The organism is Streptomyces sp. NBC_01012 (genome assembly GCF_045162755.1).
GTDB lineage: Bacteria > Actinomycetota > Actinomycetes > Streptomycetales > Streptomycetaceae > Streptomyces.
On the sequence record NZ_CP108688.1, the window covers coordinates 6204059 to 6230142 of the forward strand.

Genomic DNA, 26084 nt, shown 5'->3' on the forward strand with positions numbered 1-26084 from the left:
AGTCGTGAGTCCGTAGTCCCTCCGCCGTCCAAACACCGCCCTGGAGTTTTTCCGTGATCACCGCTTCCGGTATCGAGCTGCGCGCCGGCGCCCGCATGCTCATCGAGTCCGCCTCCTTCCGCATCGCCAAGGGCGACCGCATCGGCCTGGTCGGCCGCAACGGCGCGGGCAAGACCACGCTCACCAAGTGCCTGGCGGGCGAGGGGACGCCGGCCGGCGGCACCATCACCAACAGCGGTGAGGTCGGCTACCTCCCGCAGGACCCGCGTACCGGGGACCTCGACGTCCTGGCCCGCGACCGCATCCTCTCGGCCCGTGGGCTCGACGAGATCCTGCGCAAGATGCGGGAGAACGAGGAGCGGATGGCGAACGGCAAGGGCGCCACTCGCGAGAAGGCGATGAAGCGGTACGAGCGCCTGGAGACGGAGTTCCTCACCAAGGGCGGATACGCCGCCGAGGCCGAGGCCGCCACCATCGCCGCCGCGCTGAGCCTGCCCGACCGGGTGCTCGGCCAGCCCCTGCACACGCTCTCCGGCGGTCAGCGCCGCCGTGTCGAGCTGGCCCGCATCCTGTTCTCGGACGCCGACATCCTGCTCCTCGACGAGCCCACCAACCACCTGGACGCGGACTCCATCGTCTGGCTGCGTGACTACCTCAAGACCTACCGCGGCGGCTTCATCGTGATCTCCCACGACGCCGAGCTGATCGAGACGGTGGTCAACAAGGTCTTCTACCTCGACGCCAACCGCTCGCAGATCGACATCTACAACATGGGCTGGAAGCTCTACCAGCAGCAGCGCGAGGCCGACGAGAAGCGCCGCAAGCGCGAGCGCCAGAACGCCGAGAAGAAGGCCGCGACCCTGAACTCGCAGGCCGACAAGATGCGCGCCAAGGCGACCAAGACCGTCGCCGCCCAGAACATGGCCAAGCGCGCCGAGCGCCTGCTCTCCGGTCTCGAGGCGGTGCGGGTCTCCGACAAGGTGGCCAAGCTGCGCTTCCCCGAGCCGTCCCCGTGCGGCAAGACCCCGCTGATGGCCGAGGGGCTCTCCAAGTCCTACGGATCGCTGGAGATCTTCACCGACGTGGACCTCGCCATCGACAAGGGGTCGCGCGTCGTCATCCTCGGCCTCAACGGCGCGGGCAAGACCACGCTCCTGCGGCTCCTCGGCGGCGCCGAGAAGCCCGACACCGGTCAGGTCATCGAGGGCCACGGTCTCAAGCTCGGCTACTACGCCCAGGAACACGAGACCCTGGACCCGGAGCGCACGGTTCTGGAGAACATGCGCAGCGCGGCGCCCGACCTCGATCTCGTCGAGGTCCGCAAGACGCTCGGCTCCTTCCTCTTCTCCGGTGACGACGTCGACAAGCCCGCCGGAGTGCTCTCCGGCGGGGAGAAGACCCGTCTCGCCCTGGCGACCCTGGTGGTCTCCTCCGCCAACGTCCTGCTGCTCGACGAGCCGACGAACAACCTCGACCCGGCCAGCCGCGAGGAGATCCTCGGCGCGCTGCGCACGTACAAGGGCGCCGTCGTCCTCGTCACCCACGACGAGGGCGCGGTCGAGGCCCTCCAGCCGGAGCGGATCATCCTGCTGCCCGACGGCGTCGAGGACCTCTGGAGTGCGGGCTACCGCGAGCTGGTCGCCCTCGCCTGAGCCCCGGGCGCGCCCTGGAATCCGTCGCGGAGCCCGGTGATCCAACGCGTCTGGATCATTCGGCCCATCGGTGATCCATCATCTGGGCGAGCAGGTCTCGTACCCCGGCGCGGCGCCCGGCGGATGGCTGCCGGGCGCACTCAGTTCGGGCAACCGGACCCCGTACGGCCCTGACCTGCCCGTTTTTCTCTGAGACGGCCCCACGCGGGCCCGAGTGCCCCTCCGAATGCCTGATTCCGCTTGTGTCCGGCCGCTTGTGGACGGGGAATCCGGTCGTACGGACCTTGCCGAATGGGTGGCCAGGAAGCCCGGGAGGGGTGATCATGAGAGTCCAGAGCGCACTTCCTTGAGGAGGCACGGGTGGCCGAGACTCTGAAGAAGGGCAGCCGGGTGACCGGCGCCGCGCGTGACAAGCTCGCGGCAGACCTGAAGAAGAAATACGACTCCGGTGCGAGCATCCGGGCGCTGGCCGAGGAAACGGGCCGTTCCTACGGATTCGTCCACCGGATGCTCAGCGAGTCCGGAGTCACGCTGCGGGGACGCGGCGGAGCGACTCGGGGCAAGAAGGCCGCTTCGGCCTGACGGTGACGAGCGGCCGGTTTCCTGGGCCGGTCCGCACCAGCTCCGACGGGTGTCCGGAACACCGGGTGGCCACCCGGTCGATCGTCAGGTCGTCCGGGTGGTTACTGTTCAGTTCAGTTACTTGCCAGTAAGTGCTGACTGCAGCCGATCCGGAGGCGCCCATGACCTCGCACGACTCTGTGCTCGACAAGGACGGTGTACGGCTCACCGTCGATGACGCGGTTGCCACGGTGACGCTCACCAACCCGGCCAAGCGCAACGCTCAGTCTCCCGCTCTGTGGCGGGCGTTGACAGAGGCCGGACGGGCCATGCCCGGCAGCGTGCGGGTCGTCGTGCTGCGCGGCGAGGGCAAGTCCTTCTCCGCGGGCCTCGACCGGCAGGCGTTCGAACCCGGCGGATTCGACGGCGAGCCGTCCTTCCTCGACATGGCGCGCGGCCCGGAGGCCGAGCTCGACGCGACCATCGCCGAGTACCAGGAGGCGTTCACCTGGTGGTGCCGCAACGACATCGTGTCGATCGCGGCCGTCCAGGGCCACGCCATCGGTGCCGGCTTCCAGCTCGCCCTCGCCTGCGATCTGCGGATCGTCGCCGACGACGTGCAGTTCGCCATGCGTGAGACCAGCCTGGGGCTCGTCCCCGACCTCACGGGCACGCACCCCCTCGTCAACCTCGTGGGGTACGCACGCGCGCTCGAGATCTGCGCCACCGGTCGCTTCGTGGGCGCCGAAGAGGCCGAGCGCACCGGTCTCGCCAACCTTGTCGTCCCCGCGGACCAGCTCGACGCGGCCGGGCTCGACCTCGCCGCCGCGCTGCTCGCCGCCCCGCGCGACGCCGTCGTCGAGACCAAGGCGCTGCTCAGCGGTGCCGTCTCGCGGACGTACGAGGAGCAGCGCACCGCCGAGCGGGCCGCCCAGGGCCGTCGGCTGCGCGACCTTGCGGGCCTCTCCGACTGAGACCGGCGGACCCCGCCCCTCACCGTCCGGTGAGGGGCGGCGTCAGTCCCGGTCCGTGACAGTCGTGACCAGCACGGCGACCGTCCCGGGCCCTTCCACGGCCTCGGCCACCGCCGCGCGCACCGCCCGCGCTACATCGAGCGCCCGGCGGTTCCCGGACGTCGCGAGCTCCACCCGGACATGACTCTCCGTGTGCTGCACGGCGCTGCCCAGCACATGCGTCAGCGAGACGACGCCCGGGACCCCGACCGCCGCTGTCCCGGCGACATCGTCCGGCCGCGCCGCGCGTGGGTCGGCGTCCGGCTTCGCGTCCGGCTCGGGCTCCTCCTCCAGCAGCGCCGTCACCGTCAGGTCCACCGACTCGACCACCAGACCGAGCCGCTGGTCCGCCGCCGTCAGCAGGGCGGCGCGCAGGGCGTCCGCCGTCGAGGGCAGCGGCCGCCGTGCCGTCGCGGAGAAGGCCGCCTCGATCCGCAGCGGTCCAGGACGCAGCGCGCTGGGGGGCTTGGGCACCACCGGATCAGGGGCGCCGTCCTCGTCCACCGGGGCGATCCTGAGCGTCCCGATGACGGCCCCCGAACCGGCCGCGGCGTCCCGCAGCACCGCCGCCGCCGCGCGTTCCGCGATCCAGGAGCCGTCGTTCGGACCGCCCAGAGGGAGCAATCTGCCCAGGCCGAGCCGTTCGCGTACCGCAGACGTCCATTGCTCGGCCCTGTACGGGCTGTCAGCCGTTGTCATTGCTCCACCCTGCCCCATCCATGGCGCGCGACCTGGCAAGCGCACTTACTCTGGGCCACGGAAGTTCACCCGCCCCGAAGGGAAGAGCGGCGATGACCGAGAGCTCACAGCGGAACAGGCCCGAAAACTCCGGCAGCGAGACCGGCGGGGACGAGGGCAGGCAGAGCCAGTTCAGCAAGCGCGGCGGGGGAGCCCCCGCGACACGCGGCCGTACCACCATCGCCGACGGCGTGGTCGAGAAGATCGCAGGCCTCGCGGCCCGGGATGTCGGCGGGGTCCACGCGATGGGCAGCGGCATCTCCCGGACGTTCGGCGCGGTACGCGACCGTGTCCCCGGTGGCAACAAGTCCGTCACCCGGGGCGTCAAGGCGGAGGTCGGCGAATCGCAGGCCGCGCTCGACCTGGAGATCGTTGTCGACTACGGCGTGGCGATCGCCGAAGTGGCCCGCGATGTACGGGAGAACGTCATCGCGTCCGTCGAACGGATGACCGGCCTCGAAGTCGTCGAGGTCAACATCGCCGTCAGCGACGTCAAACTGCCCGACGAGGAGGACGACGAGGACGAGTCCGAGTCACGCGTCCAGTAGTTCTCTCTCCCCCCCGCGGCAGTTGAGGAGCACACGATGAGCATGGCTGTGGTCGGCCTGTTGGCCGGCATGGCGCTCGGTTTCGCCGGATACTTCGGCGGGTTCGGGGCCTTTCTGCTGGTCGCCGCGCTGGGCGCGGTCGGTTTCATCGCCGGCCGCTTCCTGGACGGCGACCTCGAACCCGGCGACTTCTTCCGGAGTCGCGAGCGCGGCGACCGGCGAAGGTGACGGCGGTGACAGACCCGGTCGCCGCCGCCGAGCGTGGGCAGACCCGGATCGCCGACCGGGTCGTCGCGAAGATCGCCGCGCAGGCGGCGAAGGAGGCCGTCGGCGAACGGCCCAAGGACGCATCCGTCCCGCGCGCCACCGTCACCGTGCACCGTGACACCGCGCGGGTACGGGTCAGCCTGGACCTCGCCTACCCCTGCGACATCGGCCGTCAGTGCGGCGCGGTGCGTCGCCGTGTCACCGAGCGGGTAGGAACTCTGGCGGGGATGCAGGTTCCCGAAGTGGCGGTGCAGGTGGAACGGCTGCATCCGTCGGGAGCCGGCACCGCACCGGAGGGGAGTATCCGATGACCGAGCCCCAGGACCCTGAGAACAGCACACGCCGTCTGCCCACCGTCGAGTCGGCGCCGGCCGGCGGAGTGCTGGAGATGGACCAGTCGGCCTCCGGTTCCAGCTACGAACCCGCCCCGGCGCAGGACCCGCCGGGCGGCAGAGCGGGCCGTTTCTGGTCCGGACGTAGGATCCCCGCGGCCCTGACCGCCCTGGTCGTGCTCGGCGGCTCCGGAATCCTGCTCTACGACATCGCCGCGGTCAGGGCCGACCACCCGGCCATGCAGTGGCGGCGCTCCGTCGCCGACGACCTGGCGAGCCGTCACCTCGACGACGTATGGGTACTCGCGGGATCGGCGCTCGCGGCGGCGATCGGCCTGTGGCTGCTCCTGCTGGCCCTCACCCCCGGACTGCGCGCCCTGCTCCCCATGAGCCGCAGGCACCCCGGTGTACGGGCCGGACTCGACCGGACCGCCGCCGCCCTCGTCCTGCGGGACCGGGCCGTCGAGGTGTCCGGAGTGCAGTCCGTCCGGGTGAAGATGACCCGGAAGAAGGCGACCGTGCGTGCCCTCTCGCACTTCCGTGAACTCGACGACGTCAGGACCGACCTGGACACCGTCCTGTCCAACGCCATCAGCGAGCTGGGCCTGGCCCGGCCGCCCAGCCTCTCCGTGCACGTACGCCGGCCGGCGAAGAAGGGGTGACCCCGTGATCAAAACCGTCAACCGGGTTCTGCTCGGCCTGGCAGGGCTGATCCTCGTCGTCGTCGGCGGCGCCGTCCTCGCGACAGGGCTCGGCGCTTCCGTACCCTCCTGGTGGCCCTTCGACGGCAGAAGCGACGTGCTGCTCAGCAAGGCCGACCGGACCAGATGGCGGGACGAGGGCTGGTGGTGGCCCACCGTCATCGCGATCCTGGCCGTCCTGGTGGTCCTCGCGCTGTGGTGGCTCCTGGCCCAGCTGCGTCGCGCGCGCCTCGCCGAGGTGCTGGTGGACAGCGGCGACGGCCAGGGAGCGCTGCTGCGAGGCAAGGCCCTGGAGGGTGCGCTCGGCGACGACGCCGAGACCCTGGACGGGGTGTCCGACGCCGACGCCACACTGACCGGCCGGCGCACCGCCCCGCAGGCCAGGCTCCGGCTGCTGATGGAGCCGCACGCGTCCCCCGGACTTGTGCTGCGCGGCGTCCACGAGGGAGCGCTGACCCATGCGCGGACCTCGGCCGGGCTGGACGAGCTGCCCGCCGAGGTCCGGCTGAAGGCGGTCAAGCACCGGGCGGATCGGGTGACCTGACGGCGGCTCGGGCCGTCAGAAGCCGTGCCGTGCGCCGCCGTCGACCGGCACCATGATGCCCGTCAGATAGGAAGCGGCGGGGGAGAGCAGGAAGGCCGAGGTCTTCCCGAACTCCTCCGGGGTGCCGTAGCGGCGCAGCGGGATGTTCGCCTCGTTGGCCCTGCGTGACGCGTCGGCGTCGCCCGACAGGGAGTCGAGCTCACGCACCCGGTCCGTGTCGATCCGGGCCGGCAGCACCCCGACGACCCGGATGCCACGCGGCCCCAGCTCGTCGGCGAGGGACTTGGCGAAGCCGGCGAGGCCGGGGCGCAGCCCGTTGGAGATGGTCAGGCCGGCGATCGGCTCGTGCACCGATCCGGACAGGACGAACCCGATGACACCGCCGTCGCCGAGCGCCTCGGCCGCCGTACGGGCCAGCCGGACGGCGCCGAGGAAGACCGACTCGAAGGCCGACTGCCACTGATCGTCCGTGTTGTCGGCGACGCGTCCGGGCGCCGGCCCGCCGACGCTGACCAGAATGCCGTCCAGCCGGCCGAAGCGCTCCTTCGCGGCGTCCACAAGCCGCCGGGCGGCCAGCGGGTCGGCGTTGTCCGCGGCGAGCCCGACCGCATCGGGGCTCAGCTCCGCGGCGGCCTCGGCGGCGGTCTTCTCGTCACGGCCCGAGATGATCACCTTCGCGCCGTCGGCGGCGAGCGCGCGTGCGGTGGCGTTGCCCAGCCCGCGGGTGCCCCCGGTGACGATGTACACACGGTCCTTCAGTCCAAGATCCATGGCCCTATCCTGCCAAGTGCTCACCCGCGAGGTCGACCGCACTGTTCACCAGGCCGACGTGGCTGAAGGCCTGCGGGTAGTTGCCGAGCTGCCGCCCGGCCACCGGGTCGTACTCCTCGGCCAGCAGCCCCACGTCGTTGCGCAGCTCCAGCAGCCGTTCGAAGAGGACCTCGGCCTCCTCCCTGCGGCCCGTCCGCGTCAGGGCGTCGACCAGCCAGAACGAGCAGGCGATGAAGGCGCCCTCGTCGCCCGGGAGGCCGTCCACCGAACCGCCCTCGGTGCTGTAGCGACGGATCAGACCGTCGTGGGCGAGCTCGCCGCGCACCGCGTCGACGGTCCCCTTCACCCGTGGGTCGTCGGGCGGCAGGAAGCCGGTACGCACGATGAGGAGCGTGGCGGCGTCCAGCTCCTGGGAGCCGTAGTACTGGGTGAAGGTGTTGCGTACGGGGTCGTAGCCCTTCTCGCAGACCTCCGCGTGGACGGCGTCCCGCATCGCCCGCCACCGGTCGGCGTCCCCCGGCAGATCGGGGTTCTCCTCCAGGGTCCGCACCGCACGGTCGGCCGCGACCCAGGCCATCACCTTGGAGTGCACGAAGTGGCGGCGCTGCCCGCGCACCTCCCACAGGCCCTCGTCCGCCTCGCGCCAGGTGGACTCCAGGAAGCCGAGCAGACTCAGCTGCAGGTTCCAGGCGTGCGGCTTGTCGTGGAGCCCCGCGTCGCGTGCCACCCTGAGCGAGTCGATGACCTCGCCGTACACGTCGAGCTGTTGCTGGCGCACCGCGGCGTTGCCCGTGCGGACCGGCAGCGAATTCTCGTAGCCCCGCAGCCACGGCAGCTCCGTCTCGGGAAGCCGGCGCTCACCGGCGAGCCCGTACATGATCTGGAGGTCAGCGGGGTCACCGGCCACGGCCCGCAGCAGCCAGTCCCGCCAGGCGGCGGCCTCCTCCATGAATCCGGCCGAGATCATGGCGCCCAGGGTGAGGGTGGAGTCCCGCAGCCAGCAGTAGCGGTAGTCCCAGTTCCGTACGCCCCCGATCTCCTCCGGCAGCGAGGTCGTCAGGGCCGCGACGATCCCGCCGGTGGGGGCGTAGGTGAGGGCCTTCAGGGTGATCAGGGAGCGGAGCACCGCGTCCCGGTGCTTGCCGTGGTACGTGCACCGTGCCGACCACTTCGCCCAGTCGGCGAGGGTGTGCTTCAGCGCCTTGTGAGGGTCGATCAGCTTGGGGCGGGGGGAGTGCGAGGGGTGCCAGGTAAGGACGAACGCCACCCGCTCGCCCTCGGTGACAGTGAAGGAGGAGCAGGTGCTGAACTGCTGGCCCCACGTCTTCACCGACGGCTCGCTGCGCAGCCAGACGGAGTCGGGCCCCGCGACCGCCACCCGGTGCCCGTGCGAGCGGCGCATCCAGGGGACCACCGAGCCGAAGTCGAACCGCAGCCGCAGGACGGAGCTCATGTCGACACTGCCGCTGACACCCTCGACGATCCGCATGACGTCGGGGGCCTTGTCGCGCTGCGGCATGAAATCGATAACCTTGACGGTCCCGGTTCTGGTCTCCCAGAAGGTCTCCAGGACCAGGGAGTCGCCCGCATAGGAGCGCCGGGTGCAGACGTCCGTGCTGTCCGTGCCCTGGGGGGCGATGCGCCAGTGGCCGTTGTCCTCGTCGCCGAGCAGCGCCGCGAAGCAGGCACCCGAGTCGAAGCGGGGCAGGCAGAGCCAGTCGACGGAACCGTTTCTGCCGACCAGGGCGGCGGTCTGGAGATCGCCGATGACGGCGTAGTCCTCGATACGTGGGGTCACGCTCTGGCGTCTTCCCGAACCTGAGCCCCGCTAAGCAGCGAAAGCCGTGCGAACAGCGCGGAGCGGACCGGGCGGCCTACGCGGTGGCGGGCTCCGGCTTCTGCGCGTCGTCGTTGTTCCCGGCGTCCTCGCCGCTCTCGGCGTCCTTGGCGGCCGCCTCCTCGCGGTCGCGCTTGTCACGGCGCGCGAGGATGACCCAGCCGACCGGGACCCCGGCGGCGAAGAGCCACCACTGGACGGCGTACGCCATGTGCGGGCCGATGGAGCCGTCGTCGGGGGCGGCGATCGTCTCCGGGCTGCCGCCGGTGGGCTCGGGGTCGGTCAGCTCGACGTACCCGCCCAGCACGGGGTGGCCGAGCAGCTGCGACTGCTGGGAGCTGTTGATCAGCATCACCTGGCGGTCGGGCAGACCTTCGAGGTCCTTGATGCCGCTGGCGCTCGTCGTCTCGTCCGCCTTGAGCCGGCCTGTGAGCGTGACCTCACCGCGCGGCGGGGCGGGGACCTCGGGGAAGGCCTGCTGGTCGTCGGCGGCCGGAACCCAGCCGCGGTTGACCAGGACGGTGCCGCCGCCCTTCAGGTCGAGCGGGGTCAGGACCAGGACGCCGATGCGCTCGTCCCGCGAGGTGCGCCGGCGTACGACCACCTCGTGCGCGGTGTCGTACGTCCCGGTGGCCGTCACGGTGCGCCAGTAGTCGGAGCGGGGGACCGTGTGCCCGGGAGAGGTGAGACGGGTGACGGGGACCGGGTGGGCTTCGAGGTTCCGCGTGATCAGTGAGTTCTGCTCGACCTTGTGTTCGTGCCGGTGCAGCTGCCAGAAACCCAGCTCCACCATCGTGGGAATCAGGGCGAGCACGAGGAGGGTGAGAATCACCCACTGCCGGGTCAACAGGAAGCGGTACACCCCATGACCGTACAACCGGGGCCATGGGGTGCGGCACGGAGGGGTCCCGTGCGAACGGGGGCGGCCCGTCATACTTTGTCCACGATGCCCGCCCTTCCCTCGGCGCGGGCGCAGTGGCCGCCGCAGTACCAGTGGCCTTCGACCTCGACGCCCTGGCCGATGACCTGGACCCGGCAGTGCTCACAGATGGGCGCCATGCGGTGAATGGCGCAGGAGAAGCAGTCGAAGACATGCACAGCACCCTGCGCGTGCACCTCGAAGGACATCCCGTAGTCGTTTCCGCAAACTTCACAACGTGCCATGCGGCACAGGGTGGGATGCCGGGCGGCGACGGGCGAGCCGACGCGGGGCGAGTCGCCCCCGGTTCACTCCGATGACGTTCACTCCGATGACGGTGAGGGCTTCGGCACCGCGACCGACCCGGCCGGCGCCACATCCCTCAGCAGATGGGTGAAGGCGCTCTCCTCCAGGATCGGGGTGCCGAACGACTTCGCCTTCACCGTCTTCGACGTCGCCGAGTCCGGGTCGTTGGTGACGAGCAGACTCGTCAGCCGCGACACGCTGGTCGCCACGTGCAGGCCGGCCTCCACCGCGCGGTCCTCCAGCAGCTCCCGGTCGACCGATGTGTCTCCCGAGAAGGCCACCCGCATGCCCTGCATGAGGGGTTTGTCCGACTCGTAGCGCCCGGGGTTCGGATAGGGGCACGCGGGCCGCTTGCGCGAGGGGCGCCAGGTGCCCTGGCTCTGCGACGGCCGGTAGCCGGCGCGCGGGACGACCGGGGAGTCGTACCACTCCGTCAGCGGGCGGCACTCCAGCAGCGGCAGCCGCACACCGTCCCTGGCCGCCGCGTGCAGACTCGGCCTGAACGCCTCGGCCAGCACCCGTGCGTCGTCCAGCGCGTGGTGCGCGTTCCGCTGCACCACACCGAAGTGCGCGGCCAGCGACTCCAGCTTGTGGTTGGGCAGCGGGAGGCGGAGCTCCTTGGCGAGCGCGATGGTGCACAGCCGCTGCTCGACGGGCGCGGTGACCGCCGCACGCGCGTACTCCCGGGCGATCATCGACCAGTCGAACGCGGCGTTGTGGGCGACGAGCACCCGGCCGGCGAGCCGCTCGGACAGCTGAGCGGCGACCTCGGGGAAGAGGGGAGCGCCCTCCAGGACGTCGCTGGTCAGCCCGTGGATCCAGACGGGGCCCGGATCCCGCTCGGGATTCACCAGCGTGTACCAGTGGTCCTCGACGTCACCTCTCGCGTCCAGGCGGTACACGGCAGCGGAGATTATCCGGTCGTCGCGGGCGAGTCCGGTGGTCTCCACGTCGACGACCGCGTACCCCTGGGGATACGCGGCCGGCCACGGCGCTGCGGTCTGACGGTCGTCGAGCATGGTCACAGAGAATACGGGCCGGCACCGACAGCGGCCTATCCGGGCGTCGTCCGCGGCGAACCGGGGCGCGGTGCGGAGCAGTTGACGCCGGCAGGGGAAACGCGGGCCGGGGATGCGGCGGGGGAAGGAGAGGTGAGACGCTCCCGGGGTGACGGACACACAGGCGCGGACACACGACGAACCCCACCACGGCGGGCTCGGCGCCCGGCTCAACTGGCTCCGGGCCGCCGTGCTCGGCGCCAACGACGGGGTGGTCTCCACCGCGGGCATCGTCGTCGGCGTGGCCGGGGCCACCGAGAACCGTTCCACCCTGCTGACGGCGGGCCTGGCCGGGCTGCTCGCGGGGTCCATGTCGATGGCGGCCGGCGAATACGTGTCGGTGTCCACCCAGCGGGATTCGGAGAAGGCCGCGCTGGCGACGGAGAAGCGGGAGCTGGAGGAGACCCCGGAGGCCGAGCTCGCCGAGCTGACCGGGCTCCTGGAGGAGAAGGGGCTGAGTCACCGCCTCGCCCGGGAGGCCGCCGTGCAGCTCACCCGGCGCGACGCGCTGCGCGCCCACGCCGAGGTCGAGCTGGGCATCGACCCGGACGAACTGACCAATCCCTGGCACGCGGCGGGAGCGAGCTTCCTGGCCTTCACCGTGGGCGCGCTGCTCCCGCTCCTGGCGATCGTGCTGCCGCCGTCCCCGGTGCGGCTGCCCGTCACCGTGCTGTCCGTACTCGCGGCGCTCGCCCTCACCGGATGGTGGAGCGCCCGGCTCGGCGAGGCACCGGCGGGGCGCGCGGTACTGCGGAACATGGCCGGGGGAGCGGTGGCCATGGCGGTGACGTACGGGGCGGGGACCCTGCTGGGGGCGGCGGGGGTGGCGTGAGCGTGCCCTATGCGTCGCGCACGATCCGCTCGGGCGGGAAGAGCTCGGTGCCGGTGGTCCTGGTGCCGTACCCGAGGTGGACGGTGAGGTCTTCGAGACCGGCCAGAGGGGCGAGATCCAGGGGTTCCTCATCGGGTTTCCCGTACAGGTACACGCGTGTCAGGGCCGGCAGCTCCCGCAGAGGCGCCAGACGGGTCCGGAACCAGCCCAGCGCCCGGCCTGGGAGCCAGCAGTGCCCTGGCGGCCGTGCCGATGACCGTGGTGGCCAGCCGGATCAGTGCAACTTCCGTACCACTCACGTGCGTTCCTCCCCCTTGGTGGCGCGTACCGGAGATCCTACGGCGGGGCAGTTGGTGGAACCCACCAAATCTTGATGACGCCACGTCTCACATACTTGTCAGTAACAACGTCTATCCCCGGCGCCCGGAACGGCCCTACGGTGCTCGCATGGAGCCGAACCTGCCCGATGTCGTGCTGTGGTCGATCCCGGCCTTCGTCCTGCTCACCGTCCTCGAAATGGTGTCCCACCGGCTGCACCCGGACGAGGACGCCGCCGGGTACGACACCAAGGACGCCGCCACCAGCGTCACCATGGGGCTCGGCAGCCTGGTCTTCGACCTGCTGTGGAAGATACCCATCGTCGCGATCTACGCGGCCGTCTACGAGTTGACCCCGCTGCGCGTCCCCGTCCTGTGGTGGACGGTCCCGCTGATGCTGTTCGCCCAGGACTTCTTCTACTACTGGTCCCACCGGGGCCATCACGTCATCCGGATCCTCTGGGCCTGCCACGTGGTGCACCACTCCAGCCGGAAGTTCAACCTCACGACGGCGCTGCGCCAGCCCTGGACCTCGCTGACCGTCTGGCCGTTCTACATCCCGCTCATCGCCTGCGGGGTCCACCCGGCCGCGCTCGCCTTCTGCTCGTCGGCCAATCTCGTCTACCAGTTCTGGGTGCACACCGAGCGGATCGGCAAGCTGCCCCGGCCCTTCGAGTACGTCCTCAACACGCCCTCCCACCACCGGGTCCACCACGCCTCCCAGGGCGGATACCTCGACCGGAACTTCGGCGGGATCGTGATCGTCTGGGACCGGCTCTTCGGCTCCTTCACCGCCGAGACCGAGCGGCCCGTCTACGGGCTCACCAAGAACATCGACACCCACAACCCGCTCCGCGTCGCCACCCACGAGTACGCCGCCATCGCCCGCGACCTACGGGCGGCCACCACCTGGAGCGAACGGGCCGGACGGGTCTTCCGGGGACCCGGCTGGCAGCCCGCGAGTGCCCGTACGGCGCCGACGACCGCGCCGGGACAGACGCGCGTCGCCTCCGAGCGCACCGGATGACGCCCCGGGCGGGCGCGCCCCGGCTCGTGCGCCCGCTGCTCGCGGCCTTCGTCGTCGTGGCCGTCGTCGACCTGGCCGGACTCCTGGCCGGGGCGGGGATCGCGCACCTCGTCGCCAAGCCGCTGCTGATGCCGCTGCTCGCCGCCTGCGCCGCGGCGCGCGGCGGCCCCCGGCTGCTCGTCGCCGCGCTGCTGTGCGGCTGGGCGGGGGACGTGCTGCTGATGCCCGGATCGGACGCCGCCTTCCTGGCCGGCATGGCCTGCTTCGCGGCGGGCCACGTCTGCTATCTCCTGCTCTTCGGCCGTGCCGGGACCAGGCCCGCCGTGGGACTCGTCTACGCCGCCGTTCTTGTGGCCTTCCTCGCGTACCTGTGGCCAGGACTGCCCGGCGGGCTACGGATCCCGCTGACCGGGTACAGCCTGCTGCTCGCCGCGATGGCCTGGCGGGCCGGCGCACTCGGACGGTACGCCGCGCTCGGTGGCGCGCTCTTCCTGCTCTCCGACGCGCTCATCGCCACCGGCATCGCCGACCGGCCCCAGCCGCCCGCCCACGATTTCTGGGTCATGCTCACCTATCTGGCCGCGCAGTACCTGCTCACCCGGGGAGCGCTCGGCGGAACAGCGCATTCCACCGGCGGCTCCCCCTGGGCGTACCGTGAAGGGAGTATCAGAATCTGAGACGAATGAGGACCCTCACCCATGCGTGCCACCGTGATCCATGCCCCCCACGACATCCGTGTGGAGGAGGTGCCCGACGCCACGGTCCAGCAGCCCACCGACGTGGTCCTGCGGGTCCTGCGGGCCTGCATCTGCGGCAGCGACCTGTGGGCCTACCGCGGTGAATCGGACCGTCGGCCGGGTCAGAGGATCGGCCACGAATTCCTCGGCATCGTCGAGGAGGCGGGCCCCGGGGTCAACGGCTTCGCCGTCGGCGACCTCGTCGTCGCCCCCTTCGTCTGGTCCGACGGCACCTGCACGTACTGCGCCGAAGGGCTCACCACCTCCTGCCCCCAGGGCGGCTTCTGGGGATCCGTCGGCTCCGACGGCGGTCAGGGCGAGGCGGTCAGGGTCCCGTTCGCAGACGGCACCCTGGTCAGGCTCCCGTCGGCGGCCGCGTCCGACGACCGGCTGCTCACCGCGCTCCTCGCGCTCTCCGACGTCCTGGGCACCGGGCACCATGCCGCGCTCGGCGCGGGTGTGAAGCCGGGCAGCACGGTCGCGGTCGTAGGTGACGGCGCCGTCGGCCTGTGCGGGGTCATGGCAGCGAAGCGGCTCGGCGCCGAACGGATCATCGCCCTGGGCCGCCACCAGGACCGCACCGACATCGCCCGCGCCTTCGGCGCCACGGACGTCGTCGCCGAGCGCGGCGAAGCGGCGCTCGCGGCCGTACGGGAGCTGACGGGGGGCGAGGGCACCCACGGGGTGATCGAGGCGGTCGGCACCGAACAGTCGATGCGTACGGCCATCGGCCTCGTCCGTGACGGCGGCTCCGTCGGATACGTCGGGGTCCCGCACGGCAGCGGCACCGGGGTCGACCTCGGCGACATGTTCGACCGGAACATCGCGCTGCGCGGCGGCGTCGCCCCCGTGCGTACGTACATCCCGGAGCTGCTCCCCGACGTGCTGGACGGCACGATCGACCCGTCGCCGGTCTTCGACCTGTCGGTCGGGCTCGACGGGGTGCCCGGCGGCTACAAGGCGATGGACGAGCGCACCGCTCTCAAGGTCCTCATCACGCCGTAACGGTGGCCGTACGCGGGAGGGGCCGGGGGCAGTCCGCCCCTGGCCCCTCCCTCCCGTCTTCCGGCCGACTGCCCTACTTGCGGACCGCGTCCAGCGCGTCCACGACACCGGCTCCGTAGAAGCTGTTGTACCGCTTGCCGCCCTCGCAGACCGCGTCGACGGTGCCGTCACCGTCGATGTCGTACGGCGCGCCGCACGCGGTGGCGTCGGCCTGATGCGTCAGCAGGGCCTTCACCGCCGCCGCCGAGGTGTGCGGGTGGGTCGACCTGATCAGGGCCGCGACACCCGCGACGTGCGGGGACGCCATCGACGTACCGGCCATGTAGCCGAATTCGCCGCCGGGCAGCGTGGACAGGATCAGGCCGTTGTCCGCCGGTGCCTCGGGCGTCTGGTAGGCGGTCGAGTCACCACCGGGGGCCGCGACGTCGATGACGCCGAGACCGTAGTTGGAGTACGAGGACTTGAGGTTCTTCGCACCCGTCGCCGAGACCGTCACGACACCCGGCAGCATGGTCGGGATGTCGGGGCAGACGCTCGGGTCGACCGTGCGGGTGACCGTGGTCCCGTCGTTCGGGCTCGTGGTGTCCTCGATGGCGTCGACCGCGAGGTCCTCCTCGGAGTTGCCGGCCGCCGCGACGTTGACGACGCCCTTGCCCTCCGCGTAACGGGTGGCGCGGGTGACCGCCTCGACCAGGGCGCCCTGGTCCGGGTCGTCCTTGCAGGTGAACTGCCACGGGTCGGTGTAGTAGCTGCTGTTCGTCACATCGACGCCGTGCTCGGCGGCCCAGACGAAGCCGCAGACGACGGCCTCGGTGTAGAAGTAGCCGTCCGACGTGGACACCTTGATGCCGGAGACCTTCACGCCGGGAGCGACGCCGGTGACCCCGGTGCCGTTCTTCGCCGCGGCTATGGTGCCCGCGACATGCGTGCCGTGCGGGCTCTCACCGGCCGTGGGACGCCAGGCGCCGTCCGTGGTGTCCGGGGCGCCGGACACACAGTTCACCGAGGCCTTGCGGTCGAAGTTCGGGGCCAGGTCCGGGTGCGTGTCGTCCACACCGCTGTCGATGACACCCACCGTGACCCTGCTGCTGCCGAGCGACTTCTTGTGCGCCTTGTCCGCCTTGATGGCGGGCAGGTCCCACTGCAGGGGCTCCAGGGCGTCCTGGTCCGCCGCCGCGCCCTTCGACGCCGTACGCACCTCGGCGGCGGTGAGGGGCTGCTGGACCCCGATGTCCTTCGTCGCCTGCGGAACGATCGGGCTGGTGCGCGTGGCACCCGCCGACCGGACACCCCTGGCCTTGCGGATCGTCGTGCCGAAGTCCGGGTTCTTCGAGTGGACGACGACGACACCTATCTTGTCGTACGACGTCACGACGGTTCCGCCGGCCGCGGATATCGCCTTCCGCACCTGCTTGAGGGTGCCGTGGTCCGTCCGCGTGTTCACGACGTACGACAGCTCAGGGCCGTCCGTGTGAACCACCGCCGCCGGCCCGTCCGACGGCGCCGCGGCCGCGGCACCCGTCGGGAGGAAGCCCAGCGAGGCGGTGAGCGCGAGTCCGACGGGCAGCGTGAGTAGGCGGGTCCGTCTGGATGCCAGATGAGCCATGGGTTCTCCACATCATCCGTGCCGGTGGGGCCGGACACCGCTGTGCCCGGTCCGGTACATGACCAGTGAAGTTATCGCTGATCTTCCCGGCGCATCAATGAATACGGGCAAGTGAGTTCGAGGTGTGACCTCAGGGAGTCGCGTCCGGGGGAGACGGACGGAGAAGACCGAACCTGCGGTGAACCGCTTCGCCGCGCTCTCCGTGCCGTTGCACAGGGAGTCGTGCAGCCACCCCCAGAGCAGAGGACTCCCCGTGAAATCCACCGTTCCCACCACCGCACCCGCGTCGCGAGGAGAATCCGTGGCCACCGAAGCACCGCCGCCCCAGAACCCTGAGGGCGGCAGCCCCGTCCAGCCCACCACCGAGGCGTTCGTCGAGGCGCAGAACAGCCCGGAGTTCGCCGAACTGCGCCGCTCCCACCGCTCCTTCGCCTTTCCGCTGACCGTCGGCTTCGTTGCCTGGTATCTGCTGTACGTGCTGCTGTCCAGCTATGCCGACGACTTCATGAGCAAGACCGTCTTCGCGAACTTCAACGTCGCCTTCGTGTTCGGCCTCGCCCAGTTCGTCACCACGTTCCTCATCGCGTGGTTCTACTCGCGCCACGCCACGAACAAGCTCGACCCGCAGGCGGCGGCCATCAAGTCCCGTCTGGAGGCCGACGCATGAGCGCCGCGTACAGCACGCACACCGTGACCCAGCTCGCCGCTACGGCGTCGTCGACGACCGAGCACCGGCCGCTGATCATCACCCTCTTCGCGATCTTCGTCGCGGCGACGCTGGCCATCACCGTCTGGGCCGGCCGGCAGACCAAGAGCGCGTCCGACTTCTACGCGGGCGGACGGCAGTTCACCGCTTTCCAGAACGGCCTCGCCGTCTCCGGCGACTACATGTCCGCGGCATCCTTCCTCGGCATCGCCGGGGCCATCGCGCTCTTCGGCTACGACGGCTTCCTCTACTCCATCGGCTTCCTCGTCGCATGGCTCGTCGCCCTGCTGCTCGTCGCCGAACCGCTGCGCAACTCGGGCCGCTACACGATGGGCGACGTCCTCGCCTACCGGATGCGGCAGCGCCCGGTGCGTACCGCCGCAGGCGTCTCCACCATCATCGTGTCGATCTTCTACCTGCTGGCCCAGATGGCGGGCGCGGGAGTGCTGGTCGCCCTGCTGCTCGGCATCACCGGCGACACGGGCAAGATCCTCATCGTGGCGCTGGTCGGCGTGCTCATGATCCTCTACGTCACCATCGGCGGCATGAAGGGGACCACCTGGGTGCAGATGGTCAAGGCCGTGCTGCTCATCGTGGGCGCCCTGCTGATGACCCTGATGGTGCTGTGGAAGTTCGACTTCAACGTCTCCGACCTGCTCGGCACCGCCGCGGAGAAGAGCGGTCACGGCTCCGCGTTCCTGGAGCCCGGCCTCAAGTACGGCGCCACCGACGTGTCGAAGCTGGACTTCATCTCGCTCGGCATCGCGCTCGTACTCGGCACCGCAGGACTCCCGCACATCCTGATCCGCTTCTACACCGTCCCGACCGCCAAGGCCGCCCGTAAGTCCGTGAACTGGGCCATCGGCATCATCGGTGCCTTCTACCTCATGACGATCGCCCTCGGCTTCGGCGCCGCCGCGCTCATCGGCCCCGAGGAGATCATCGCGAAGAACCCGGCGGGCAACGCGGCAGCGCCACAGCTCGCCGAATATCTCGGCGGACTCGGCACCACCGGGGGTGCCGTCATGCTCGCGGTCATCTCCGCCGTCGCCTTCGCGACGATCCTCGCCGTCGTCGCGGGCCTCACCCTGGCCTCCTCGTCCTCCTTCGCCCACGACATCTACGCCAATGTCATCCGCAAGGGGAAGGCCACCGAGAAGGAGGAGATGCGCGCGGCCCGCTGGGCCACCGTCGCCATCGGTGTCGTCTCCATCGCGCTCGGAGCGATGGCACGCGACCTCAACGTCGCGGGACTCGTGGCCCTGGCCTTCGCCGTCGCCGCGTCGGCCAACCTGCCGACCATCCTCTACAGCCTCTTCTGGAAGCGCTTCACCACCCAGGGCGCCCTCTGGTCCATCTACGGCGGTCTCGCCTCGTCCGTCCTCCTGGTGCTGTTCTCCCCGGTCGTCTCCGGGAAGGCCTCCTCGATGTTCCCGGACGTGGACTTCGCCTGGTTCCCCCTGGAGAACCCCGGCCTGATCTCCATCCCGCTGGGCTTCCTGCTCGGCTGGGTCGGCTCGGTCCTCTCCAAGGAGGAGCCGGACAAGTCCAAGTACGCCGAACTCGAGGTCAAGTCCCTCACCGGCACCGGAGCCCACTGACCGGTCCGCCGGCACGGCACACGGGCCCCGTCGTAGAGATCTACGACGGGGCCCCTTCGTACCTCGTGCCAACCGGGCCCGCCCGATGTCACCGGCCTCGCGTAGTCTCGGACGTGTCAGCACCGCAACCGCGTACCAGCGAGGGAGGGGGCCCACCGTGCTCATCGACACCTTCGACCGGGTCGCCACCGACCTGCGTGTCTCACTGACCGACAAGTGCAATCTCCGCTGCACCTACTGCATGCCCGAAGAAGGCCTGCAGTGGCTGTCCAGGACCGAGCTGCTCAGCGACGACGAGATCGTCCGGCTCATCGGGATCGCCGTCACCCGGCTCGGCATCACCGAGGTCCGCTTCACCGGCGGTGAGCCGTTGCTGCGCCCCGGACTCGTGTCCATCGTCGAGCGGTGCGCCGCCCTGGAGCCCCGCCCCCGTATGTCGCTCACGACCAACGGCATCGGGCTCAAGCGCACCGCGGCCGCTCTGAAGGCGGCAGGCCTTGACCGGGTCAACGTATCCCTGGACACCCTGCGCCCCGACGTCTTCAAGACACTCACCCGCCGCGACCGGCACAAGGACGTCCTGGAAGGGCTCCAGGCCGCCCGCGAAGCAGGACTCACCCCGGTCAAGGTCAACACCGTCCTCATGCCGGGGCTCAACGAGGACGAGGCCCCCGACCTGCTCGCCTGGGCCGTGGACAACGGCTACGAGCTGCGCTTCATCGAGCAGATGCCGCTCGACGCCCAGCACGGCTGGAAGCGCGACGGAATGATCACCGCAGGCGACATCCTCACCTCGCTGCGCACCCGCTTCACCCTCACCGAGGAAGGGGACGAGGAGCGCGGATCGGCCCCCGCGGAGCGCTGGACCGTGGACGGCGGCCCGCATCGCGTCGGCGTCATCGCCTCCGTGACCAGGCCCTTCTGCCGGGCCTGCGACCGCACCCGGCTCACCGCCGACGGACAGGTCCGCACCTGCCTCTTCGCCCGCGAGGAGACGGACCTGCGCGGCGCCCTGCGCTCCGAGGCGCCGGACGAGGAGATAGCCAGGATCTGGAAGCTCGCGATGTGGGGCAAGAAGGCGGGCTCAGGCCTCGACGACCCCACCTTCCTCCAGCCGGACCGCCCCATGTCGGCGATCGGTGGCTGAGGGGTCACCCGGCACCCTCCGAGGCCTCCCACTCCGCGAGCGTCACGACATCCTTGAGGAAGCCGCGCACCCCGAGGAACGAGGACAGATGCTCCCGGTGCTCGTCGCAGGCCAGCCAGGTCTTGCGGCGCTCCGGGGTGTGCAGCTTCGGATTGTTCCAGGCGAGCACCCACACGGCGTCGGCACGGCAGCCCTTGGCCGAACAGACCGGTGCGCCGGTGGCGCTCTCGGCGGAGGAGTCGGGGAAGTTCACGACCTCAACCCTAGGCGCTCCCGGGCATGACCCCTGCGGCGCATCCCCGCCGGAGAATGGCGACGCCGAGCAGCCACGGGGGGAGCTGCCCGGCGTCGGTCCATCGCTCCGACGGGGGATGCGGAGCGCTCACGAAGTATGCCATGGGGCATGGGGTGCGGTGCACTGGAACTTCATGATTGATCTGAGCTTTTCTTGAGCTTTGCAGAGCACCCGGACTCAGCCCGCGGGACGCGGATCGCCCGTGCGGTCGGCAGACCCCGGCCCCGGGCCGGATTCCGCGGGACCGGTCGCGGCGGCCGTGCCGAGAGCCGCGGGCCGTACCGGTGCCGGCACGAACGTCGAAGGGAGCGAAGGGGCGTTCTCCCGCCCGGCGTTGGCGATGACCACCGCGACATAAGGGAGCAGAAGGCCCAGAGCGAGCGCCACCATGGCCACATGCCTCTCGACATTCCACAGAGTCGCGGCCAGCACCACCGAGACGGTGCGTACGGACATCGAGATGATGTAGCGCCGCTGCCTGCCACGCACATCGTCGGCAAGTCCCTGGCGGGCACCGGTGATCCGGAAGACCTCCGTACCGCTCTGCTTCCGCATCGTGATTCCACCACCAGATCTCTGTGCCGGACGTCCCCGGACGGTGCGGCTCCCACGGTACGCCCGGCCTGCGCCGCATTCGAGACCGGGGCGAGTCCCTCGCGCCGGATCCGGGACGCGGTCCCACGTACGGCCCTGTCCGGCATGCGGCGTACGTCCCGCAGACCGAGACTGGGCGGACGTGCGCACTTCTGCGCGCCGCACGAGGAGGCGATATGGGCTGGTTGTGGGCAATCATCGTAGGGCTCGTACTGGGTGTCATCGCCCGGGCGATCCTGCCGGGGAAGCAGAACATCCCCCTCTGGCTGACGGCGGTCTTCGGCATCCTCGGCAGCATCCTGGGTAACGCCGTGGCGACCTGGATCGGTGTCAACGACACCAAGGGGATCGACTGGACACGTCATGTGCTCCAGCTGATCGGTGCTGTGGCGGTGGTCGGTGTCGGGGACATGCTCTGGCAGTCCATCAGGGGGAACCGGGGCAAGAGGGAGAGAACCTGACCCCGGACGATCCGACCCGGGGACGACCTGCCCCCGGGACGATCCGACCCCGGGCGACGCGGCACAGCGGCCGGCCACGCGTCATGCGTGACCGGCCGCTGTGCTGTGCTCGTCGGCGTCAGCCGGCGGTGACCTCGACGGCGGCCAGGTTCTTCTTGCCGCGACGCAGGACCAGCCAGCGCCCGTGCAGCAGCTCCTCCCGCGCCGGGGCGCTCTCGCCGTCCGTGACCTTCGCGTTGTTCACGTAGGCCCCGCCCTCCTTGACCGTGCGGCGGGCGGCCGACTTGCTGGCCGAAAGGCCGACCTCGACCAGAAGGTCCACCACAGGGCCCAGCTCGGTGACCCGGGCGTGCGGCACCTCGGACAGGGCGGCGCCCAGCGTCGCCTCGTCCAGCTCACCGAGATCGCCCTGGCCGAACAGCGCCTTCGACGCCGCGATGACACCCGCGCACTGCGCGCCGCCGTGCACCAGCGTCGTCAGCTCCTCGGCCAGCGAGCGCTGTGCCGAACGCGCCTGCGGACGCTCCTCGGTGAGCTTCTCCAGCTCGTCGAGCTCCTCGCGGCTCTTGAAGCTGAGGATGCGCATGTACGTCGAGATGTCCCGGTCGTCCACGTTCAGCCAGAACTGGTAGAACGCGTACGGTGTCGTCATCTCCGGGTCCAGCCAGACGGCCCCGCCCTCGGACTTGCCGAACTTCGTGCCGTCGGCCTTCACCATCAGCGGCGTCGCCAGCGCGTGCACGGCGGCGCCCGGCTCCAGGCGGTGGATCAGGTCGATCCCCGCCGTGAGGTTGCCCCACTGGTCGCTGCCGCCCTGCTGGAGGGTGCACCCGTGGCGCCGGTACAGCTCGAGGAAGTCCATGCCCTGGAGGAGCTGGTAGCTGAACTCCGTGTAGCTGATGCCCTCCTGCGACTCCAGCCGGCGGGCCACCGAGTCCTTGGTGAGCATCTTGTTGACCCGGAAGTGCTTGCCGATGTCCCGGAGGAACTCGATCGCGGACAGGCCCGCGGTCCAGTCCAGGTTGTTCACCATCGTCGCGGCGTTCGGGCCCTCGAAGGTGAGGAAGGGCTCGATCTGCCCACGGAGCCGCTGGACCCACGCGGCGATGGTCTCCGGGTCGTTCAGCGTGCGCTCGGCGGTCGGCCGCGGATCACCGATCTGACCGGTCGCCCCGCCGACCAGGGCGAGCGGCTTCAGCCCGGCCAGCTGGAGCCTGCGCATCGTGAGCACCTGCACGAGATGGCCCACGTGCAGACTCGCCGCGGTCGGGTCGAAGCCGCAATAGAAGGTGACCGGGCCGTCCGCGAGAGCCTTGCGCAATGCGTCTTCGTCCGTGGACTGGGCGAACAGCCCGCGCCACTTCAGCTCGTCGACGATGTCCGTCACGGTCGTTTCTCTCCTCTGGGCATGCGAATGGTTCGATGGGTTGTCCGGTCAGTCTATGGCGGTCATACGCCCCGGCTGACCGAGCTCATGTGGAAGTCGGGGATACGCAGCGCCGGCATGGCGGCCCGGGTGAAGTAGTCGCCCCACTCGCGCGGCAGCGTCTTCTCCGTACGGCCGGCCTCCGACGCCCTCGCCAGCAGCCCGACCGGCGACTCGTTGAACCGGAAGTTGTTCACCTCGCCGACGACCTCGCCGTTCTCCACCAGATAGACCCCGTCCCGGGTCAGACCGGTCAGCAGCAGGGTGGCCGGATCGACCTCCCGGATGTACCAGAGGCAGGTCAGCAGCAGGGCCCGGCCCGTCGTCGCGGCCACCATCTCCTCCAGGGACCGCTCACCGCCGCCGTCCAGCACCAGATTGTCCATCGAGGGCGCCACCGGCAGACCGGTCAGCTCCGCGGAGTGACGGGTCGTGGTCAGCCGCTCAAGCCTGCCGTCCTTGATCCAGTCGGCCGGAGCCAGCGGCAGCCCGTTGTCGAAGACCGAGGAACCGTCGCCCGACGCGTGCGCGATCACGAAGGGGGCTGCTTCGAGACCGGGGGCGTGCGGATCGCTGCGCAGGGTCAGCGGCAGCTCCGAGAGCGTCTCGCCGACCCTCGTGCCCCCGCCGGGCCTGGAGAAGACCGTTCGGCCCTCCGCGGCGTCCCTGGCACTCGCCGACCAGTACTGATAGATCAGCAGGTCGGCCACCGCGGTCGGCGGCAGCAGCGTCTCGTAACGCCCGGCCGGCAGCTCGATCCTGCGCTCCGCCCACCCCAGGCGCTGCCCCAGTTCCGCGTCCATGGCCGCCGGGTCGACGTCCTCGAAGTCCCGGGTGGCCCGGCCCGCCCAGGCCGAACGCGTCCGGTCGGGGGACTTGGCGTTCAGCTCCAGCGTCCCGTTCGGCTGGTCGTGGCGCAGCCGCAGCCCCGCCGATGTGCCCAGATAGGTGGAGTTCAGCTGGTGGTGGGCGAAGCCGTACAGCTGGCGGCCGCCCGAGCGTGCCCGTGCGAAGGCGTCGCCGAGCGCCGGGGCGAAGTCGGCGAAGACCTCGGAGCCGGTCTCGGCCGGCGGTTCGGTGAAGTCGGCCGACACCGGGACCCCGGAGACCAGCGGCTGCGCGTCCTCGGCGGCCTCGGCACCGCGCGCGGCGGCCTCGGCGGCCCGGACCAGCGGCTCCAGGTCGTCGGCGGTGACGGCAGAGCGGGACACCACACCGGACGCCGTGCCCTCGGCGCCGTCCACGGTCGCGATCACGGTCAGGGTCCGCCCCCGCGTCACCCCGTTCGTGGTGAGCGCGTTGCCCGCCCAGCGCAGATTGGCGGAGGAGTTCTCCTCCGCGATGACCACGCAGCCATCGGATGTGGACAGCTCCAGTGCGCGCTCGACGATCTCGTACGGCCTGCTGACGCGGCTCATCGCCCGCCCTCCTGCGTGGTGTTGAGGATGTTCACGCCTCGGAAGAGGGCGGAGGGACAGCCGTGCGAGACGGCCGCGACCTGGGCCGGCTGGGCCTTGCCGCAGTTGAAGGCGCCGCCCAGGACGTAGGTCTGCGGGCCGCCGACCTTCTCCATGGAGCCCCAGAAGTCCGTCGTCGTCGCCTGGTAGGCGACATCGCGCAGCTGACCGGCCAGCTTGCCGTTCTCGATCCGGAAGAACCGTTGCCCGGTGAACTGGAAGTTGTACCTCTGCATGTCGATGGACCACGACCGGTCACCGACCACATAGATCCCGCGCTCCACCCCGCCGATCAGGTCCTCCGTGGAGAGCCCGCCCGGATCGGGGCGCAGCGACACGTTCGCCATGCGCTGCACCGGGACGTGCTCGGGGGAATCGGCGTACGCGCACCCGTTGGACCGGCCCTGGCCCGTCAGCTTCGCGATCCGCCGGTCCGTCTGGTAGCCCACCAGCGTCCCGTCCTTGATCAGGTCCCAGGACTGGGCCTCGACGCCCTCGTCGTCGTACCCGATCGTCGCGAGGCCGTGCTCGGCGGTGCGGTCACCGGTCACATTCATCACGGGGGAGCCGTACGTCAGCTTCCCCAGCTGGTCGAAGGTCGCGAACGACGTGCCCGCGTACGCCGCCTCGTAGCCCAGCGCGCGGTCCAGCTCGGTCGCGTGGCCGATCGACTCATGGATGGTCAGCCAGAGATTGGACGGGTCGACGACCAGGTCGTACGTCCCGGCCTCGACGCTCGGTGCCCGCATCTTCTCGGCCAGCAGCCCCGGGATGCGCTCCAGCTCGGCGTCCCAGTCCCAGCCCGTGCCCGTGAGGTACTCCCAGCCCCGGCCCACCGGCGGGGCGATCGTCCGCATCGAGTCGAACCCACCGGTCGCGGAGTCCACCGCCACCGCGGTCAGCTGCGGATGCACCCGCACCCGCTGTTGGGTGGTGACGGTGCCGGCGGTGTCCGCGTAGAACTTGTTCTCGTGGACCGTCATCAGCGAGGCGTCCACATGGGCCACCCCGTCCGCGGCCAGCAGCCGCGAGCTCCACTCCGCGAGCAGCGCCGACTTCTCCGCGTCCGGCACGGAGAAGGGATCGACCTCGTACGACGACACCCAGGTCCGCTCGCCGTGCACCGGCTCGCCGGCCAGCTCCACGCTCTCCTCCGAACCGGCCGCCGCGATCACCTTCGCCGACAGCTTCGCCATGGCGACGGCCCGCGAGGCCACCTTCGCCGCCGCGTCCATCGTCAGGTCCACCCCGGACGCGAACCCCCAGGCCCCGCCGTGCACCACCCGGACCGCGTACCCGGTGTCGGTGGTGTCCGACGCACCCGAGGGACGGGCGTCCCGCAGCCGCCAGGAGGCGCCGCGCACCCGCTCGAACCGGAAGTCCGCGTGTACGGCGCCGAGCGCACGGGCGCGGGCGAGGGCCGCGTCGGCGAGGGCACGCAGCGGCAGGGCCAGGAACGACTGATCTACCTCGTGGGCCACGCGGGCCTCCCCTTCTCCACTTCTGAACATGTCTCCGCAGTGAATCATGGGGGTTCGCGGCACTTCCGTGCTCCGGTTTTACGCTGCCGTGCCCCGCCCGGACCGTTCTGTAGGGATCCAACAGTCGCGGCCCGGCGGCGCTGTC

At 70.7% G+C, this 26084-nt stretch carries 29 protein-coding genes; 16 read left to right on the plus strand and 13 right to left on the minus strand.

Annotated features, from left to right (window positions below):
- Positions 1–53 precede the first annotated feature (53 nt).
- The 3 genes from abc-f (at position 54) to OG623_RS27890 (ending at position 3187) form a co-directional block, all read left to right on the plus strand.
- Complete coding sequence (abc-f, locus tag OG623_RS27880; protein WP_406150201.1) at positions 54–1652, plus strand: ribosomal protection-like ABC-F family protein; 1599 nt, start codon at positions 54–56, stop codon at positions 1650–1652.
- 360 nt (positions 1653–2012) lie between these two features.
- A complete protein-coding gene (locus tag OG623_RS27885; RefSeq protein ID WP_006123601.1) occupies positions 2013–2234 on the plus strand; it encodes a helix-turn-helix domain-containing protein in 222 nt (73 codons plus the stop codon).
- Between the two features lie 161 nt (positions 2235–2395).
- Positions 2396–3187, plus strand: a complete 792-nt coding sequence (locus OG623_RS27890; RefSeq protein ID WP_406150203.1) for an enoyl-CoA hydratase/isomerase family protein — start codon at positions 2396–2398, stop codon at positions 3185–3187.
- 42 nt (positions 3188–3229) lie between these two features.
- Here OG623_RS27890 and OG623_RS27895 read toward each other — a convergent pair whose 3' ends face one another.
- Complete coding sequence (locus OG623_RS27895) at positions 3230–3925, minus strand: hypothetical protein (protein WP_406150204.1); 696 nt, start codon at positions 3923–3925, stop codon at positions 3230–3232.
- Between the two features lie 92 nt (positions 3926–4017).
- On the opposite strand from OG623_RS27895, the gene OG623_RS27900 reads away from it, so the two are divergent.
- Genes OG623_RS27900 through amaP form a run of 5 tightly spaced genes read left to right on the plus strand, consistent with a single transcriptional unit; the run spans position 4018 to position 6356 of the window.
- Positions 4018–4512 (plus strand): Asp23/Gls24 family envelope stress response protein, encoded by a 495-nt coding sequence (locus OG623_RS27900; protein WP_406150205.1) that lies wholly within the window; start codon positions 4018–4020, stop codon positions 4510–4512.
- A 36-nt stretch (positions 4513–4548) separates the two neighbouring features.
- Complete coding sequence (locus OG623_RS27905; RefSeq protein WP_073720205.1) at positions 4549–4740, plus strand: hypothetical protein; 192 nt, start codon at positions 4549–4551, stop codon at positions 4738–4740.
- On the plus strand, positions 4737–5090 hold the full coding sequence (locus tag OG623_RS27910; protein ID WP_406150208.1) for a hypothetical protein: 354 nt from the start codon (positions 4737–4739) through the stop codon (positions 5088–5090). Before OG623_RS27905 ends, OG623_RS27910 begins: the two co-directional genes overlap by 4 nt.
- Complete coding sequence (locus tag OG623_RS27915; RefSeq protein ID WP_406150210.1) at positions 5087–5773, plus strand: DUF6286 domain-containing protein; 687 nt, start codon at positions 5087–5089, stop codon at positions 5771–5773. Before OG623_RS27910 ends, OG623_RS27915 begins: the two co-directional genes overlap by 4 nt.
- Before the next feature lie 4 nt (positions 5774–5777).
- On the plus strand, positions 5778–6356 hold the full coding sequence (gene amaP / locus OG623_RS27920) for an alkaline shock response membrane anchor protein AmaP (protein WP_406150212.1): 579 nt from the start codon (positions 5778–5780) through the stop codon (positions 6354–6356).
- 15 nt (positions 6357–6371) lie between these two features.
- Here the strand turns inward: amaP and OG623_RS27925 are convergent, their stop codons facing one another.
- From OG623_RS27925 to OG623_RS27945, 5 genes are all read right to left on the minus strand, one after another.
- Entirely contained in the window at positions 6372–7127 is a 756-nt protein-coding gene (locus tag OG623_RS27925; RefSeq protein WP_406150213.1) for an SDR family oxidoreductase, read from the minus strand.
- A 4-nt stretch (positions 7128–7131) separates the two neighbouring features.
- Entirely contained in the window at positions 7132–8925 is a 1794-nt protein-coding gene (locus tag OG623_RS27930; RefSeq protein WP_406150215.1) for a glycoside hydrolase family 15 protein, read from the minus strand.
- A 76-nt stretch (positions 8926–9001) separates the two neighbouring features.
- A complete protein-coding gene (locus OG623_RS27935; RefSeq protein ID WP_406150216.1) occupies positions 9002–9826 on the minus strand; it encodes an SURF1 family protein in 825 nt (274 codons plus the stop codon).
- Between the two features lie 68 nt (positions 9827–9894).
- Positions 9895–10128, minus strand: a complete 234-nt coding sequence (locus OG623_RS27940) for a hypothetical protein (protein ID WP_014156997.1) — start codon at positions 10126–10128, stop codon at positions 9895–9897.
- A gap of 78 nt (positions 10129–10206) precedes the next feature.
- On the minus strand, positions 10207–11214 hold the full coding sequence (locus OG623_RS27945) for a DEDDh family exonuclease (protein WP_406150217.1): 1008 nt from the start codon (positions 11212–11214) through the stop codon (positions 10207–10209).
- Positions 11215–11356: 142 nt separating this feature from the next.
- Between OG623_RS27945 and OG623_RS27950 the strand changes: the two genes are divergently transcribed.
- Positions 11357–12079 carry a VIT family protein gene (locus tag OG623_RS27950; protein WP_406150219.1) on the plus strand — a complete coding sequence of 241 codons (723 nt, stop codon included), beginning with the start codon at positions 11357–11359 and terminating at the stop codon, positions 12077–12079.
- A gap of 7 nt (positions 12080–12086) precedes the next feature.
- Here the strand turns inward: OG623_RS27950 and OG623_RS27955 are convergent, their stop codons facing one another.
- Complete coding sequence (locus tag OG623_RS27955) at positions 12087–12233, minus strand: hypothetical protein (RefSeq protein ID WP_406150220.1); 147 nt, start codon at positions 12231–12233, stop codon at positions 12087–12089.
- Between the two features lie 293 nt (positions 12234–12526).
- Between OG623_RS27955 and OG623_RS27960 the strand changes: the two genes are divergently transcribed.
- From OG623_RS27960 to OG623_RS27970, 3 genes are read left to right on the plus strand one after another with little or no spacing between them, the layout of a single operon-like run.
- The gene (locus tag OG623_RS27960) at positions 12527–13423 is read left to right on the plus strand and encodes a sterol desaturase family protein (protein WP_406150221.1); all 897 of its coding nucleotides are present in this window, start codon (positions 12527–12529) and stop codon (positions 13421–13423) included.
- Positions 13420–14100, plus strand: coding sequence for a lysoplasmalogenase (locus OG623_RS27965; RefSeq protein WP_406150223.1), 681 nt, complete (start codon positions 13420–13422; stop codon positions 14098–14100). Before OG623_RS27960 ends, OG623_RS27965 begins: the two co-directional genes overlap by 4 nt.
- Before the next feature lie 21 nt (positions 14101–14121).
- Positions 14122–15165: a zinc-dependent alcohol dehydrogenase family protein gene (locus tag OG623_RS27970; RefSeq protein WP_406150224.1), complete on the plus strand. Its 1044-nt coding sequence runs from the start codon at positions 14122–14124 to the stop codon at positions 15163–15165.
- Positions 15166–15238: 73 nt separating this feature from the next.
- On the opposite strand, the gene OG623_RS27975 is transcribed toward OG623_RS27970, so the two are convergent.
- Positions 15239–16771 carry a S8 family peptidase gene (locus OG623_RS27975; protein ID WP_406150226.1) on the minus strand — a complete coding sequence of 511 codons (1533 nt, stop codon included), beginning with the start codon at positions 16769–16771 and terminating at the stop codon, positions 15239–15241.
- A gap of 301 nt (positions 16772–17072) precedes the next feature.
- Between OG623_RS27975 and OG623_RS27980 the strand changes: the two genes are divergently transcribed.
- From OG623_RS27980 to moaA, 3 genes are all read left to right on the plus strand, one after another.
- Entirely contained in the window at positions 17073–17438 is a 366-nt protein-coding gene (locus OG623_RS27980) for a DUF485 domain-containing protein (protein WP_406150227.1), read from the plus strand.
- Positions 17435–19078 carry a cation acetate symporter gene (locus tag OG623_RS27985; protein ID WP_406150229.1) on the plus strand — a complete coding sequence of 548 codons (1644 nt, stop codon included), beginning with the start codon at positions 17435–17437 and terminating at the stop codon, positions 19076–19078. Before OG623_RS27980 ends, OG623_RS27985 begins: the two co-directional genes overlap by 4 nt.
- 157 nt (positions 19079–19235) lie before the next feature.
- Complete coding sequence (moaA, locus tag OG623_RS27990; RefSeq protein WP_406150230.1) at positions 19236–20225, plus strand: GTP 3',8-cyclase MoaA; 990 nt, start codon at positions 19236–19238, stop codon at positions 20223–20225.
- Positions 20226–20229: 4 nt separating this feature from the next.
- Here the strand turns inward: moaA and OG623_RS27995 are convergent, their stop codons facing one another.
- Positions 20230–20478, minus strand: coding sequence for a hypothetical protein (locus OG623_RS27995; RefSeq protein ID WP_406150232.1), 249 nt, complete (start codon positions 20476–20478; stop codon positions 20230–20232).
- A 219-nt stretch (positions 20479–20697) separates the two neighbouring features.
- Entirely contained in the window at positions 20698–21075 is a 378-nt protein-coding gene (locus OG623_RS28000; RefSeq protein ID WP_406150233.1) for a DUF3099 domain-containing protein, read from the minus strand.
- A gap of 215 nt (positions 21076–21290) precedes the next feature.
- Here OG623_RS28000 and OG623_RS28005 point away from each other — a divergent pair, with 215 nt between their 5' ends.
- Positions 21291–21575 (plus strand): GlsB/YeaQ/YmgE family stress response membrane protein, encoded by a 285-nt coding sequence (locus OG623_RS28005; protein WP_406150235.1) that lies wholly within the window; start codon positions 21291–21293, stop codon positions 21573–21575.
- A gap of 118 nt (positions 21576–21693) precedes the next feature.
- Here OG623_RS28005 and tyrS read toward each other — a convergent pair whose 3' ends face one another.
- From tyrS to OG623_RS28020, 3 genes are all read right to left on the minus strand, one after another.
- Complete coding sequence (tyrS, locus tag OG623_RS28010; RefSeq protein ID WP_406150237.1) at positions 21694–22962, minus strand: tyrosine--tRNA ligase; 1269 nt, start codon at positions 22960–22962, stop codon at positions 21694–21696.
- Positions 22963–23024: 62 nt separating this feature from the next.
- A complete protein-coding gene (locus OG623_RS28015; protein WP_406150239.1) occupies positions 23025–24419 on the minus strand; it encodes a metallopeptidase TldD-related protein in 1395 nt (464 codons plus the stop codon).
- Positions 24416–25939, minus strand: a complete 1524-nt coding sequence (locus tag OG623_RS28020; protein ID WP_406150240.1) for a TldD/PmbA family protein — start codon at positions 25937–25939, stop codon at positions 24416–24418. Before OG623_RS28020 ends, OG623_RS28015 begins: the two co-directional genes overlap by 4 nt.
- Between the last annotated feature and the right edge of the window lie 145 nt (positions 25940–26084).